Source organism: Streptococcus alactolyticus (assembly GCF_042649785.1).
GTDB classification, from domain to species: domain Bacteria; phylum Bacillota; class Bacilli; order Lactobacillales; family Streptococcaceae; genus Streptococcus; species Streptococcus alactolyticus.
Map to the genome: position 1 here is coordinate 78,408 of NZ_JBHRZX010000037.1, position 15,560 is coordinate 93,967.

At 38.0% G+C, this 15,560-nt stretch carries 13 protein-coding genes and 3 pseudogenes; 5 read left to right on the forward strand and 11 right to left on the reverse strand.

Annotated features, from left to right (window positions below; genetic code table 11):
• Positions 1 to 72: 72 nt before the first annotated feature.
• Positions 73 to 1,342, reverse strand: a pseudogene (celB, locus tag ACFORE_RS07605) (PTS cellobiose transporter subunit IIC).
• Between the two features lie 145 nt (positions 1,343 to 1,487).
• On the opposite strand from celB, the gene ACFORE_RS07610 reads away from it, so the two are divergent.
• The 3 genes from ACFORE_RS07610 to ACFORE_RS07620 all read left to right on the forward strand — a co-directional run bounded on the left by ACFORE_RS07610 (position 1,488) and on the right by ACFORE_RS07620 (position 4,622).
• The gene (locus tag ACFORE_RS07610) at positions 1,488 to 2,888 is read left to right on the forward strand and encodes a glycoside hydrolase family 1 protein (protein ID WP_264879591.1); all 1,401 of its coding nucleotides are present in this window, start codon (positions 1,488 to 1,490) and stop codon (positions 2,886 to 2,888) included.
• Between the two features lie 131 nt (positions 2,889 to 3,019).
• On the forward strand, positions 3,020 to 3,499 hold the full coding sequence (gene nrdI, locus ACFORE_RS07615; RefSeq protein WP_154454129.1) for a class Ib ribonucleoside-diphosphate reductase assembly flavoprotein NrdI: 480 nt from the start codon (positions 3,020 to 3,022) through the stop codon (positions 3,497 to 3,499).
• 85 nt (positions 3,500 to 3,584) lie between these two features.
• Positions 3,585 to 4,622, forward strand: coding sequence for a M42 family metallopeptidase (locus ACFORE_RS07620; RefSeq protein ID WP_154454130.1), 1,038 nt, complete (start codon positions 3,585 to 3,587; stop codon positions 4,620 to 4,622).
• A 46-nt stretch (positions 4,623 to 4,668) separates the two neighbouring features.
• On the opposite strand, the gene ACFORE_RS07625 is transcribed toward ACFORE_RS07620, so the two are convergent.
• From ACFORE_RS07625 to groES, 5 genes are all read right to left on the reverse strand, one after another.
• Positions 4,669 to 5,484 (reverse strand): endonuclease/exonuclease/phosphatase family protein, encoded by an 816-nt coding sequence (locus ACFORE_RS07625; RefSeq protein ID WP_168261083.1) that lies wholly within the window; start codon positions 5,482 to 5,484, stop codon positions 4,669 to 4,671.
• 76 nt (positions 5,485 to 5,560) lie between these two features.
• A complete protein-coding gene (locus ACFORE_RS07630; protein ID WP_235281154.1) occupies positions 5,561 to 7,756 on the reverse strand; it encodes a PTS transporter subunit IIBC in 2,196 nt (731 codons plus the stop codon).
• 865 nt (positions 7,757 to 8,621) lie between these two features.
• Positions 8,622 to 9,500, reverse strand: a complete 879-nt coding sequence (locus tag ACFORE_RS07635) for an Rgg/GadR/MutR family transcriptional regulator (RefSeq protein WP_235281311.1) — start codon at positions 9,498 to 9,500, stop codon at positions 8,622 to 8,624.
• A gap of 125 nt (positions 9,501 to 9,625) precedes the next feature.
• Positions 9,626 to 11,254: a chaperonin GroEL gene (gene groL, locus ACFORE_RS07640; RefSeq protein ID WP_154454133.1), complete on the reverse strand. Its 1,629-nt coding sequence runs from the start codon at positions 11,252 to 11,254 to the stop codon at positions 9,626 to 9,628.
• Between the two features lie 51 nt (positions 11,255 to 11,305).
• Complete coding sequence (gene groES / locus ACFORE_RS07645) at positions 11,306 to 11,590, reverse strand: co-chaperone GroES (protein WP_154454134.1); 285 nt, start codon at positions 11,588 to 11,590, stop codon at positions 11,306 to 11,308.
• Positions 11,591 to 11,800: 210 nt separating this feature from the next.
• Between groES and ACFORE_RS07650 the strand changes: the two are divergent.
• Together ACFORE_RS07650 and ACFORE_RS07655 are read left to right on the forward strand one after the other, a co-directional pair.
• Positions 11,801 to 12,101: pseudogene (locus ACFORE_RS07650) on the forward strand (sensor histidine kinase); the annotation flags it as partial.
• Positions 12,102 to 12,158: 57 nt separating this feature from the next.
• The gene (locus ACFORE_RS07655; protein WP_366125226.1) at positions 12,159 to 12,395 is read left to right on the forward strand and encodes a PTS fructose transporter subunit IA; all 237 of its coding nucleotides are present in this window, start codon (positions 12,159 to 12,161) and stop codon (positions 12,393 to 12,395) included.
• A gap of 325 nt (positions 12,396 to 12,720) precedes the next feature.
• On the opposite strand, the gene ACFORE_RS07660 is transcribed toward ACFORE_RS07655, so the two are convergent.
• The 5 genes and pseudogenes from ACFORE_RS07660 to ACFORE_RS07680 all read right to left on the reverse strand — a co-directional run bounded on the left by ACFORE_RS07660 (position 12,721) and on the right by ACFORE_RS07680 (position 15,559).
• Positions 12,721 to 13,686: a sugar ABC transporter substrate-binding protein gene (locus ACFORE_RS07660; RefSeq protein WP_293677861.1), complete on the reverse strand. Its 966-nt coding sequence runs from the start codon at positions 13,684 to 13,686 to the stop codon at positions 12,721 to 12,723.
• 164 nt (positions 13,687 to 13,850) lie between these two features.
• Positions 13,851 to 14,246, reverse strand: a pseudogene (locus tag ACFORE_RS07665) (single-stranded DNA-binding protein).
• A 70-nt stretch (positions 14,247 to 14,316) separates the two neighbouring features.
• A complete protein-coding gene (ytpR, locus tag ACFORE_RS07670; RefSeq protein ID WP_154454136.1) occupies positions 14,317 to 14,946 on the reverse strand; it encodes a YtpR family tRNA-binding protein in 630 nt (209 codons plus the stop codon).
• Positions 14,947 to 14,954: 8 nt separating this feature from the next.
• Positions 14,955 to 15,272, reverse strand: a complete 318-nt coding sequence (locus ACFORE_RS07675; RefSeq protein ID WP_168261077.1) for a thioredoxin family protein — start codon at positions 15,270 to 15,272, stop codon at positions 14,955 to 14,957.
• A complete protein-coding gene (locus tag ACFORE_RS07680; protein WP_154454138.1) occupies positions 15,269 to 15,559 on the reverse strand; it encodes a DUF4651 domain-containing protein in 291 nt (96 codons plus the stop codon). The genes ACFORE_RS07675 and ACFORE_RS07680 overlap by 4 nt, the downstream gene beginning before the upstream one ends.
• Position 15,560 lies beyond the last annotated feature (1 nt).

Consider the following 15,560-nt stretch of genomic DNA (forward strand, 5'->3'; position numbering starts at 1 on the left):
GTCCATTCCTTACTGTACGTTTTATTTTAATAAGGTCCTAATGTATAGACCAATATTCCAATAATACCTTTATTATAACGCAGAATCCTCTTGTTTGTCTAGCATTCTTAAGAATGGATACCAAATAAATCCTACAAGTATAAAATCGACAATTTGGAGAAGTCCTCCTGCTAGCGAATTGGTTGCAATTATACCACTAAAGAATATTGGGACAGTCCAAGGTACAGACACACCTGTTGGAGCAGGCACGATCCCAATGGCCATAACAAAATAATTAAATGCTGTAACAATGATTGGAGCAATGACCCAAGGAATAAGAATCGTTGCATTTAGTACAATTGGTAAACCAAAGATAACAGGCTCGTTAACATTGAATATTCCTGCACCTAACGCTAAACGACCAACATCACGATATTGTTTCTTTCGCAAGAAGAATGCCATAATAATGACAACTGCCAAAGTCATACCTGAGCCACCTAAACCAACTGTAAATACCTCCATGAAAGGTTTTGTAATAATATGAGGAAGATGCTCACCTGCTTTGTAGGCTTCCAAGTTTTCGAACATTAGAGTATTCCAAACGGGATCCATTACCGAATTTACAAGAATTTGTCCATGAAGTCCGAAAAACCATAAGAATTGAATAAAGAAGATAGCAAGCAACGTTGCCCAAATACTACTTCCCAAACCAACTAACGGAACTTGAATAATATTATAAATAACATCATGAAGATTGGTATTTAAACCAACTGTCACAATAGCATTGATAGCGGTAAAAATAGATAAAGTTAATATAGATGGAATCAATACGGCAAATGATTTAGCAACTGCAGGTGGAACGCTATCAGGCATTTTTATTTGCCAACCTTTTCGGCTAGTTCTACTATAAATCTCAGCTGCTATAAAAGATACAATCATTCCAAGAAACATCCCTTTAGCACCAAGTCGATCAAGACTTAAAACATTCGAAATCGTTTCACCACTATCGCTTGTGACAAAAAATGGTGTCAATATAAGGAAACTTGCAAATGAAATAGCACCCCCAAAAATACCTTCCACATCATAAGATTTTGATAAATAATAACCAATACCAAAAGTAACAAAGACAGTCATAATAGACATGGTTGCACTTTGACCACTACCTAACAGTTCGTTCAAAAGCGCTTTCATTTCGTCGTTTAAAAAAAGGAAGATTACAAATAACCACAACAATCGAGCCAAACATGGTTAAAGGAAACGCCAACATAAAAGCATCTCTTAAAATTGATAGATATCGATTTGATGCTAATTTGTTTGCTACAGGTAAGAGCTTGTCGCTAATACTATCCAGAAATTTGTTCATAACTACGCCTCTTTCTTCTAATTTTATCTTTACAGTGTAAGTATAAAATATTCCCGCTTAAAAGTCTAGTATTTTTAAATATAAATATTGTTTTTTGTATTTAAAAAGTATATAATTTTATTAAAAATAAAATGAGGTGAAGCTTATGGTAACTTACACATTTCCAAATCATTTTTGGTGGGGTGCTGCTACATCAGGACCTCAAAGCGAAGGACGTTTCAATAAAAAACACGCTAATATGTTTGACTATTGGTATGAAATTGAACCTGAGGTATTTTATAACCATGTAGGACCTGATACAGCCTCAAACTTTTATAATAGCTATAAAGAAGATATTGCTTTAATGAAAAAAGTTGGGCTTAATAGTGTTCGTACCTCTATTCAATGGACCCGTCTAATCGATGACCTTGAAACAAATACCGTTAATCAAGAGGCACTAGAATTCTATAATAATGTCATCGACTGCTTCATCGAAAATGGCATTCGTCCCATTATGAATTTGCATCACTTCGATCTACCTGTTGAGCTTTATCACAGATATGGAGGGTGGGAAGCACGCCATGTCGTAGATCTTTATGTTGGCTTTGCAGAACAAGCGTTTAAGGCTTTTGGCGATCGCGTTAAAGATTGGACAACACACAATGAACCAATGGTTGTTGTTGACGGAGAATACCTTTATCAATTTCATTACCCTAAATTAGTTGATGGTAAAAAAGCAGTTCAAGTTGCATATAACTTAAATATTGCTTCTGCAAAAGCTATCGCTAAATTTAAAGAGCTTGGTTTAGATAAAGACGGTGGACGAATTGGTACAATTTTAAATTTAACACCTACTTACTCTGCCTCTAATTCCAAAGAAGATTTAGCCGCAGCACACTTTGCTGAACTTTGGAACAACAAAATGTTCCTTGAACCTGCTATCAATGGAGAATTTCCAAAAGAACTCGAAGAGATTCTAACAAATGATGGGGTTATTTGGCAAACAGAACTTGGAGATTCTGACATCCTTAAAGCAAATACTGTGGACTTTTTAGGAGTTAATTTTTATCACCCCAATCGTGTAAAAGCACCTGATATTGCGCCGAATTCTGTAGGCGATTGGTTACCAAACCGTTACTACGATGAATACAAAATGCCTGGTCGTCGTATGAATATTGATAAAGGATGGGAAATTTATCCAGAAGCTATTTACGACATCGCTGTCAATATTCGAGATAATTATAAGAACATTCCTTGGTTTGTTTCTGAAAATGGGATGGGGGTTTCTCATGAGGAACGTTTCATGGACGAAAATGGGCAAATTCAGGATGACTATCGTATTGACTTTATCAAAGAACATCTTGCTTGTCTTCACCGAGGAATCAAGGAAGGTTCAAATTGTTTTGGATATCACCTTTGGACACCAATTGATTGTTGGTCTTGGGTGAATGCTTATCGTAATCGCTATGGATTTATATCAAATAATATTCATACACAAGTCAAAACAATTAAAAAATCTGGTGAGTGGTTCAAACAAGTTACTGTTGACAACGGATTTAATGAGTAGTCAATACCCCTAAAGGTTTACAGCGCATCTGATCCTTTAGGGGTATTTTAAAATCTATAGTTCCCCTCTTCCTTGTCTATCTCAGTCCTTTATGTTACATTTTTAGGTAGACTATTGAAAGGTACATTGCGATGTTAGATCAAAAGAGACAATCACTCTTATATGTTGTTTATATTAGTTTAAGTGGCAATACCAAGAGCTTTGCCAAGCGTTTTAGGGAGCATTTGCTGAGTCAGTATGACTTACAGACAGAAGAAATCAATGTTAAAGACCTTAATCATGATACTTTCCCTATTACAGAACCTTTTGTCGCCATTTTGCCAACTTATTTAGAGGGAGGAAACGGCATTGATACAGGCGATGTGGAAATTTTAACCAATCCTTTGGGGGATTTCATCGCTGCACACGGCAATGATAAGCACTGCATTGGTATTATTGGCTCTGGAAACCGCAATTTCAACGAGCAGTATTGCCTGACAGCCAAACAATACGCCAAACGTTTTGGTTTCCCAATGTTAGGTGATTTTGAATTACGTGGGACCGGTGCAGATGTGGAACGTCTTGCCAAAATTACCATGAAGCGATTAGCCCAAGTCAGCCAAGCCCATTAGCCAAATCTTCTACCAAACGGAAAAGTCATGGTATAATGGTAATGAGCTTATTTTATAAGCTGATTAGATATTATTGGAGATCATTATGCAAACAACAGTTGATTACATTACAAAACTCACGAATATTCCATCACCTACTGGCTACACTAGCCACATCATGAATTACCTCATTGCTGAATTGGAAAGTTTTGGTTACGTTCCAACTCGTACCAATAAAGGGGGTGTCATGGTTAGCGTGACAGGAAAAGACGATAACAAACACCGCATCGTGACCGCTCACCTTGATACACTTGGTGCCATGGTTCGTGCCATCAAACCAGACGGTCGCCTAAAAATGGACCTTATCGGTGGCTTTGTTTACAATGCGATCGAAGGGGAAAACTGTATTGTCCATGTGGCTAAAAACGGCAAACAAATCAGCGGAACCATTCTCATGCACCAAACATCTGTCCACGTTTACAAAGATGCTGGTACAGCCGAACGCAACCAAGCCAATATGGAAATCCGTTTGGATGAGAAAGTCACTTCTGAAGCAGAAACACGCGCTTTGGGCATTGAAGTCGGTGATTTCATCTCATTTGACCCTCGTGTGGTTGTCACAGAATCAGGTTTCATCAAATCACGTCACTTAGATGATAAAGTTTCAGCAGCCATTCTCATCAAACTGCTTAAAACCTACAAGGAAGAAAATATCGCCTTACCATACACAACCCACTTCTATTTCTCAGCATTTGAAGAATTAGGACACGGTGCCAACTCAAGTATCCCAGCTGAAACTGTTGAATACCTTGCCGTTGACATGGGAGCCATGGGAGATGATCAACAAACAGACGAATACAGTGTATCAATCTGTGTCAAAGATGCTTCAGGACCTTACCATTACGAATTGCGTCAACACTTGGTCCATTTGGCTGAAGAAAATAAAATTCCTTATAAATTGGATATTTACCCATACTACGGCAGTGACGCTTCAGCAGCTCTTCGCGCAGGCGCTGAGGTCAAACACGCTCTATTTGGTGCAGGTATCGAATCAAGCCACTCATACGAACGTACGCACATCGATTCTGTTCAAGCAACCGAACGCCTCGTTGATGCTTACCTAAAAAGCCCAATTATTGATTAACATAGCAAAAAGGAAGATGACAACATCTTCCTTTTATTTTTGCTCATTAAAACTCAATATCAACCGCAATACCAAAGTGGTCGCTCACAATTGGTGAAGCACCGCCGTCAAATACAACCACAGACGACAAGACATCAATATCTTTACTTGTAAAGACGTGATCAACTTTTAGAGACTGCTTATTCCCTTCCCAACCGTCGATATCTTCGATGATGGTGTGATCACCTTGAATGACTTTTGCTACCTTGTGGCTATCTTGCAACTCAAGCGGGCTCTTTAAAACCATGTCATAACCAGCAGTATCTGTCGGGTTATTAAAATCTCCCATGAGCACCATTGGTTTTGGATAATCACTCAAAGCGGTTTCCAGCTTGTTCCATTCTTCTTCGAAGCCTTTGCCAAACCAAGACATATGCAAACTAACAACTGTAATAGGCTTTCCATCGGCTTTGGTTTCACCAACAAGGACACGTCGTGTGTGATAATCCGTTTCATCGTCCACATCAGACACTAAAACATCTTTGACTTTCAGTGGCTCTTTTGACAAGATAACAACACCCTCATTGTATTTGTCATAACCGATATGATTATAAGCCCAAGACCAGTAATAATGTCTGCCTTGGCTCTTAAGATAATTGACTAATTGTAGGGCATAATTGTCACGATGGAGTTCTGGACTACCTGGTAATTCCTCATACCCTTCAATCTCTTTGGTTAATAAACCACGAATATCTTGATTGATTTCTTGCAAACAAATCACATCATAATCTTCAATGTAAATGTGCTCCGCCAAATCGAATAATTTCTTTAATGAATTTGCCTCTAACCAAGAATGCGTATTAAGCGTTAAAAATTTAGCCATGTCTTTCTCCCCAAAAATCAAAGGAGAGTCCTCGATTCTTATCTTAGACTCTCTTTGCTTATTAGATATTCTAATCTTATAATTCTACTTTAGCAACCACTGTGTTGGCTTTTTGTTTACCAACTTTTGTCAAGGTTACTGATTTGATTTCAGCAGTATTTGTAAAGGCAACGATAACAGTTGTTTCACGTCCTGCAGATTCGATAGCTGCTAGGTCTGCTACTACAAGAAGATCGCCAGCTTTCACACGTTGACCTTCAGCCACTTTAACAGAGAATGGCACACCGTTAAGGGCTACTGTATCCAAACCAATGTGAACAAGCACTTCAAGTCCGTTATCTGTCAACAAACCAAAGGCGTGTTTTGTTGGGAAGACACTTGTCACGATACCTGATACAGGAGAGAAGATGTTACCATTTTCAGGTTCCACGATGAAACCATCACCCATCATTTTACCTGCAAAGACAGGGTCTTTAACGTCTGTGATTGGTCGTACTTCACCATCAACGATAGATTCAACCATTTCAACAGCACCTTTATAAGATACTTGAGTAACGTCGTGACCTTCTACTTCTGAAAAATCAATTTTTGGAACTTCAGCACCTGAGTCTAGGAAGTCTTGGATATCAGATTTCAAGATATCAGCTTTTGGTCCGTAAACCGCTTGAACACCATTACCTTTGATAATCAAGCCCATCGCACCAGCTTTTTTCCAAGTTTCTTCGTCACCGACTTTAGCAATATCTTTAACAGTTACACGAAGACGCGTCATACAAGCATCTACATCTTCAATGTTTTCACGTCCACCAAGAAGGTTGATGATTTGGATAACTTGAGTATCTGCGTGACCGATAGTGCCACCGTTTGATGAATCACCTGATGCTGCTGCATCTTCAGAATCCATATCGTCGTAGTTACCGTTACGACCTGGAGTTGCGTAGTTAAATTTCTTAATCATGAAGTCTGCGATGAAGTACATCAACACACCTGACAAGATTGAGCAAATAACAAAGTTGAATAAGTCGCCACCAAGTCCTGCTTTAATAGCCATCGGTGTACGTGTTAGCAATTCGATATTACCGAATGAGTGAAGACGTAGGTTTACCAAGTCAGCCAATGCAAATGTCAAACCTTGTACCACTGCATACACAACGTAAAGTGGCATCGCAACGAACATGAACATGTACTCGATTGGCTCAGTTACACCTGTTAGGAAAGTTGCTGCTGCTGTTGAGATAAACATAGCAGAGTATTTTTTCTTCTTGTCTGGGTCAACATTACGGTACATTGCATAAGCAACCCCCATCAAAGTACCAGTTGCACCAATCATTTGTCCAACTTTGAAACGAGCTGGAACAACTGTTGCAAGAAGGTTTTGGTATTCTGTTACATTAGAACCTTTAAGGTTGATAAGGTCAGTTACCCATGCCAACCAAAGTGGGTCTTGTCCAAATACTTCTGCACCTTGTTGAGCACCTGTAAGGATAACGTAAGTACCACCAAGAGAAGTGTAGTTCATTGGGATTGTAATCATGTGGTGCAAACCAAATGGTAGAAGCAAACGCTCTAACGTACCATACAAGAATGGCGCCAAGAATGGAGCAGAATCTTGTGATGATGCAATCCATGTACCAAATCCATTGATACCTGATTGGATGATTGGCCAAACAACAGCCATGATCAAACCAACGATTATTGCACGGAAGATAACGACAAATGGAACAAAACGTTTTCCGTTAAAGAATGACAAAACATCTGGCAATTTACGGTAGTTGTAGTATTTGTTGTAAGCTGTTGCCCCTACAAAACCTGAGATGATTCCGACAAAGACACCCATGTTAAGAGCAGGTTGTCCAAGAATGTCAACGAAATAGTCAGAAACAAGCATTGGTGAACCAAGAACGTTGTGAACCACACTTGTTCCATCTTCAATCATATCAAGGGTAACACCATAAACGTGACCTGTGATAAGATTGATCAAAATAAATGCAATACCAGCTGCGAACGCACCACCTGCACGCTCCTTAGCCCAGCTACCCCCGATAGCTAATGCAAAGAGAATGTGAAGGTTATTGATAATTCCCCAACCAATTTGGGCAATAACGTTACCAACAGTTGCTAAGATAGCTGAGTCGGCATTGATCAGAGGAAGTGAGTTTCCGATACTAACCATCAACCCTGCTGCTGGCATAACAGCAATAACAACCATCAAGCATTTACCGAACTTTTGCCAAAATTCAAAGCTGGTTAACTTTTGAAATGCTTTCTTCATGTAATAACTCCTTAAACCTTTTTGCTAATAAACCAATTGCTTTTTGACTTAAAAAAATAATGCCATCTATTTTTCCATTTAAAAAGAGATTGATTTGCGCTTAAAGCTACGCAAACGTTTGCGTTGCTTTGATGATTTTATTATAGCACGTATTTTCATTTTGTAAAGCGTTTTCTGAATTTTTTTAAAAAAAGCTTTTTAGAACTTGAAAACAGTTACAACTGTGCGCTTATCCTCTTTTAAGACAACCAAAAAAGCAAGGATATTTCGACCTTATTTGCTTAATTAAAAATATATTAAAACACCACTAGATAACTAGTGATGCCTGTCAAATAATAATAAGGCCTACTAGAAACACTCTAGTCGAGAACCTTAGACCTTACAAATCATTTCTCTTGTCATACCTGCTACTGCATTAATTTAAAAATCGATCCATAATGCACCGAACCACCACCATGGTATTTATCTTAGGTATGACCTGTTAGTTTGAGCAAGTCAAGCGTCAAATTCTTTTACAAGTAATGATCTTTCATCTCTCCCTAGGAAAACCTAGTCCCCCTAACAATCGTTTTTTAGCATCGCCAAATCAAACAATTGTTGCATAAGTACTATCAGTAAATACTTATAAGAATACTATACCATAAAAAAAGTGAAATTTACAGAATTTTCAAATATGAAAATAAATTTTTTATTCTCACATCTGATAATCAGATGTTTTTAGTCATTTCTCGGTTATTCGGTTATAATGGTAAGAAAAGGAGGTTTTTGAGATGCGTTTTAAAGGATTGCTTTTGGCTTTTTTGCTACTTACTTTTCGTATTTGGCCATTTTAAAGAAATAATTATCAAAATCTGAGTGCAAAGGCTCAGATTTTTTCTATCAATCCAAAGGCTGCAAGACGCTCAGTCAGCAAATCAGCCAAGGTCGGATTGCCCACTTTTTTAACCATATCAATATAATCTTTGATAGGTGTCACACTTACCAAAGAGCCATTGAGGTAATCAAGTACTTGTCGCAAAAAGGTCAAGACGCTCAAGGCAAACATATCTTGATAAGTCAGCAAAGCTTCCAATTTTTCCATAAAATAAGGAATGTGATGCAACTCACGCCGCTCAATTAAGGCAAACATGATATTTAAAAAGATCAACTCAGCTGTCTTTCTGTGCTGAGGCAAGGTTTGGTAAAAGCTGTCCCGCTCAGCAAAGGCTTTACCCAGAAAAATCAAATCCTTACTAGACAAGATAGACATGGTATTGCCAAACAAGTAGAGTTCGTATTCTGTCCACTCCTCGATGCCATAGAGATAATCTGTCAAAAAAGCCTTGTCTGCTTCTGAAATCGCATAAACTGGGTCAAGCGACTGAATAGCACTAGCCACATCGATGGCATTCAAACGCGTGTAAACATCGGTATCTGCCACATCATGTATCAAAGCTTTTAAACCATCAACATCACCTGTCAATTGAAGCATCGCAATTTGCTTGCCTTTAGAAAAGAAGGGGCTCTCTTGGTAATGGTTAAGAGCGTGGCCAAATTCTGCTAAACTCATGTGAATGCCAGACAGCGCAACCAACAACTTATCTGCCGCAATCATGGTCTGCCCATTTTCAAATTTAGAGAGTTGGGAAAGGGATAATTGTTGGTTAGCAACGTCTTTTAATTTCAAACCACGCGCTAAGCGTAATTCCCGATACAATTCCCCAATCTGCAGGAATTCTTTATCATCCAATACCCTCACCTCCATCTGCAAACCTTATCATGTGTCATATTTGTCCTATTATATCAAATTTTAAGGGAAAAACTAAAAAAAAGAAGCTAAGAGAAACCTCTTAACTTCTTTATCGAGTAAAATCTGACTAGAGTGGATAATTAGAAGCCACCCATCATTGATGGATCCATACCTGGAGCAGGTTGTGCTGGAGCAGCAGGTTCCGGTTTGTTAGCCACGACAGCTTCTGTCGTCAAAATCAAACTAGCAACAGAGGCAGCGTTTTGAAGAGCTGAACGTGTTACTTTCACTGGGTCGATGATACCAGCTTCAACCATATCTACCCATTCACCGTTAGCAGCGTTGAAACCTGTACCAAGTGATTCATTTTTCAAACGTTCAATGACAACTGAACCTTCGTAACCAGCGTTTGTTGCAATTTGACGAACAGGTTCTTCCAAGGCACGAAGTACGATGTTACGTCCTGTTGCTTCGTCACCTTCCAATTCAAGTTCTGCAACTTTTGAAATGACATTAACAAGTGCTGTACCACCACCAGCAACGATACCTTCTTCAACGGCAGCACGTGTCGCGTTAAGGGCATCTTCAATACGCAATTTCATTTCTTTCAATTCTGTTTCTGTTGCAGCGCCGACTTTAATTACGGCAACACCACCTGCTAATTTAGCAAGACGTTCTTGCAATTTTTCACGGTCAAATTCAGATGTTGTTGCAGCCAATTGTGATTTAATTACATTGACACGGTCAGCAATAGCAGCGCTATCACCAGCACCTTCCACTATAACTGTACTGTCTTTATCAACGGTTACTTTAGCGGCTTGTCCAAGAGCAGTCATGTTTGCGTCTTTCAACTCAAGACCAAGGTCTTCAGTAATCACTGTACCACCTGTCAAGATAGCAATATCTTCAAGCATGGCTTTACGACGATCACCAAAGCCTGGTGCTTTAACCGCTACGACATTAAAGGTACCACGGATTTTGTTAAGAACAAGTGTTGGAAGAGCTTCACCATCGATATCATCGGCAATAATAAGAAGCGGACGGCTTGTTTTCAAGACTTCTTCAAGCAATGGCAAGATGTCTTGAATATTTGAGATTTTCTTATCGGTAATCAAGATATAAGGGTTGTCAAGTTCAGCAACCATTTTTTCATTGTCAGTTACCATATATTGTGACAAGTAACCACGGTCAAATTGCATCCCTTCAACCACGTCAAGTTCTGTTTCCATACCACGTGATTCTTCGATTGTGATAACACCGTCATTACCAACTTTTTCCATAGCTTCTGAGATGTATTCACCAACTTTTTCAGAACGTGATGATACGGCAGCAACTTGGGCAATTGCTTCCTTGTTAGCAACTGGTTGTGCAATTGATTTCAAAGCATCGACAGCTACTGAAACCGCAGATTCGATACCGCGACGAATACCAATTGGATTTGCTCCTGCAGTCACGTTTTTAAGACCTTCACGCACGATAGCTTGTGTTAAAACAGTCGCAGTTGTTGTACCATCACCAGCGATATCATTTGTTTTAGAGGCAACTTCTGATACCAATTTAGCACCCATATTTTCAAAATGGTCTTCTAATTCGATTTCTTTGGCGATTGTCACACCATCATTCGTGATCAATGGTGAACCAAATGATTTTTCAAGTACCACATTGCGTCCTTTAGGACCTAAGGTTACTTTCACCGTATCTGCTAAAATATCAACCCCGCGTACCATACTTTCACGCGCATCTGATGAAAATTTAATATCTTTAACCATAATATATCCCTCTTTTAACTTTAATAGATTAACGTACCACTGACGTTTTTATTAAGCTAATACCGCTAAAATTTCTGCTTCACGAACAATCATGACTTTGTCGTCACCATCTTTGACTTCAATTCCAGAACCATGTTCAATAAGAACCTTGTCACCGGCAGCAACACTTGGTGCTACCAATTCACCAGTCAACGTACGGCTACCTTCACCGACAGACACAACAGTCGCTACTTGTGTTCTTTCTTTACTTACTCCAGCTAGGACAAGACCACCAACGGTTTGTTCTTTTTCTTCTTCGACTTTTAAAACAACACGATCTCCTAATGGTTTTAACATGCCTTTTGCCTCCAAATTTCTTATTTATCCTGAGAAATAGAAACCTAAATCTCAAATTAGCACTCTACACTCTTTAGTGCTAACTCATTACAATAACTATTTTAGCACTTGGTCAGAAATAGTCAAGAAAAAAACTCAATTTCTAAAAAATAAGTCAAGCAGTTATTTGAGCATTGAAAAAGTTCCTAGCTGGGAGATTATCAGCATTTTTTACTTTTAGCTACATTTGTAGCATTACAGTTTTCCTATAATGGTTTGATTTTATTAGTTTTCATGGATATCTTTTTTTCGTATACAGATTTTTATACTTTTCGTGAGAAGAGATCATGGCTATTCTTTATTTTAGCAAACTTTGGCGCTCTTTTATTGTCAAATTACGATGTTCTATCATTATTAGTCCGTACTCCTGAATTAGATGTCTATATTGATGTTTTTCCTTCAAGTACACGTTTAGCCATTCTTTTTATAAAAAAATTGCTTGGTTTCGTTAAATATTATTTTTCGTATTATTCAGGAGTCTTTAACTAATTCTTTAAGGTATGGTCGAGCAACTGAAGTTCAAATTACTATGATTGAAAATCTTAATCGATGGCTCACTTTATTTTTTATAGTGGTCAGTTTGGGGTTGCTAATGTCATATTTTTTTCATGAAACCAATCTCCTTCTATTTGTTATAGGATGCGTTCTAATTTTTATTGGCGCTATTGGTATGTTATTATTTGGCTATGGTATTTATCGTGGAAAACAAAATATTGAAAAAGTGATAGGAGACCTTGAATTTAGGTTGCAATCATATCAAAAGTAGTTTATTTTTCCCCTTGACATAATATTGAAAAAGTTCCTAAACCTCTAAAATAGCAAACCAATCACGAACTACTGTCTCTTTTTTTAACTTCTGATTTCTAGCATATATGACAAATAAAAGTATTGCAAAAAAAGATTAGACAAGCAAAAAATTTGTTCAGGTGAACTGGGAATAATACTAATCTTTTCTAATAAAGAGCGACTCAAACCATTATTGATAATATATTTAGTCGCTGCTAAATAAACCGAACTATAAAATAAAACAGCTAAAAAATTAATGATAATCAGAATAAATTTAGCCAAATCAATATTTCTTAGACTTTTCATCACTGCCATCCTGTTAAGTCAAAATTACATACAGTCTCACTAGTCATAAATTCAACAGGAATAATAATCTCCTTATCCACTGACCTTTGTTTAAGTAAAGAATATCCTGTCTGTATAGCTCTTTTCCCCATGGTCAAAGGGGATTGGGCTACTGTTGCTTGAATTGAATTTGTTGTAGCTAATAGGTTCTTCATATCAGGGGAACCATCAACACCGTAGATTTTTATTGGAGTGCCTATATGTTTATTTTCAATTGCTGCTAGAGCACCGATAGCTACTTGATCATTAAGTGCCATTACTGTATCAAATTCCATACCTGAAGTAATTACAGATTCTACTTGCGGCATAGCAATTTCTGTTTGTCCTAAACAATCTCTTCGTTCAATCACTTGATAAGCGTCATTTCCTTCTATTGTATCTAAAAATCCATTGATACGTTCCACGGCAGATACCGCATCATTGTGCTCTAGTAACAAAATCTTAGCGTTAGATTTTATCTGCATTAAATTTTGAGCACATAGAACACCAGCTTGATAATTATCTGATACAATGGTCGTATCTACTGAAGAATCGTCTGATAATTGACTATCTACAACAACGATTTTAATACCGGCTTTTTTAGCATCCTTTAAAGCTTTTATCAATTTTGGACTATTAGCGCTAACAGGATTGATAATAATGATATCAACTTCTTTTTGGATAAATGAGTCAATTTGTTGTTTTTGTTTATCTACATCTAGAGCGGGATCTCTAGTGTACAAAATATCATTATTCTCTTTAACAACCTTTTCAATTTCGTTGTTTAATACCTTATAAAAATCATTATTCATCGTCATATAGGTGGCACCAATTTTGATGCGACTCGAATTTGAGGGAAATATTTTATAATTTAAATAAGAGCCAATTACTATCAAAAAACCAAAGATGGCGCTCACTAAAATACCTAAATTTTTTTGTTTTTTCATTCTATACCTTTTCAATAATCTCTGAAAAACCAATAATTATTTTATCTTAATTATAACATTTTTAAATTGTATATACAATTCAGTCAAAAAGTATAGATAACACTTAAACTTCAACTATCATCCAACAAAAAACAGCCCAAGTCAAAAACTTGAACTGTTTCATATTAAAACGGGAGTTCCTCTTCTTCTAGTACGAGGTCGGCTAGGTTGTTTGGGGTGTTGTTTTCTCGCATGGCACGTTTGGTGCGGCTTTCTAGTTACTGGAAAGAATGACATAGGACTTCGGTCACGTACTGCGTCTGTCCATTTTTATCGTATTTGCGTGTGCGAAGTTCGCCATCGACTGATATGAGGCTACCTTTTCCCGCGTAAGACGTTAGGGTTTCTGCCAAACGTCCCCAAACCACAAGGGAAATAAAATCCGCATCACGTTCCCCATTTTGCGATTTAAATCGTCTATTAACTGCCAAAGTCACGCGTGTGACTGATTTATCGTTTGGTGTTGTCACCAGCTCTGGTTGTACAGTCAGGCGACCAATCATAATAACTTTATTGTACATAAGCTTCCTCCTATCTTATTATTCGAAAAACAAGAGAAAAAAGAGCTGGAAACTCCGACTCCTTTCATTACTATTGAGCTTTCCAGTGTTTTTCTGGATCAAAGGCTTCGCCAACCACTGCTGTATCATCCAATTCAATGATCCCACGTTTTTGTGGCGCATTTGGAAGAGCCAATTCACGAGGTGAGCACATCATCCCAAAACTCTTTTCACCGCGAAGGGCACCTGGGAAAATCAAACTACCGTTTGGCATCATTGCACCTGGAAGAGCAACAATAGTTTTTAAGCCAACTGCTGCATTTGGCGCTCCTGCAACAATTTGAACGGTTTTATCATCTGAAATTTTCACTTGGCAAATATTCAAGTGGTCACTGTCTGAATGAGCAGCCATTTCTTTGATTTGACCAACGACAAATTTTGGTGATGGGTCATTTTCCAATTGCTCGCTGAAGTCTTCTTTTGTCAATTCAGCGTTAAGGGTTGCCACATCTTGGTCAGACAAGGTCACTTGACCCTTACCACTAATCGCAATCAAGCTTGACACATCAAAAATATTCCAAGCAACTGTTTCACCATTTTTTTCAAGAAATACGCGTGATACCTTGCCTTTGCGTTCGTAATCAAGCTTAGCACCCTTGCTATCTTTGACAATCACCATAAGGACATCACCGACGTGTTCTTTGTTGTACGTAAAAATCATTTTCTCTCCTATTTCAATTCAGCTAAAAAGCTGTTAATTTCTGCTCTGGTTTTGCGTAATTTGTTGACTAAACGCCCGATTTCTTTGCCATTTTCGGTCACTACAAAACTTGGAATACCAAAAATATCCCAGCGTTGTGCGACTTCCATAAATTCGTCACGATCAACACGGACAAAGGTAAATTCAGGATTTTCAGTTTCAATCTCTGGCATGACAGGATAGATAAATTGGCAATCTGGGCACCAATTTGCCGTAAAAAAGAAAACCACTTTGCCAGGTTTTTCCAAATAAGTCGCCATTTCTTCATAAGACGCTGGACTAATCATTTTTTCTCCTCCACATAGCTAATGTCACCCCTTTGGTGAACAAATCGAAAAGTACGACCATCTGTCAGGACAACACCACCTGTCGTTGTTGTTTTGTCAGACTCAAAATGATTCACATAAAGAACCAAAATAGAACCAAGCTGACTAAAACAATCACGCACTTCTCTTTTAACTCTTTCTTGCCGTTTCTTTTCCTGTTGCTTGCTTAACATTGTGCTAAAGGCGATAAGACCAGTCACTCCCACCACACTAGAGCCCAAAAGGAAACTGCTTTTTTTACTTATCATA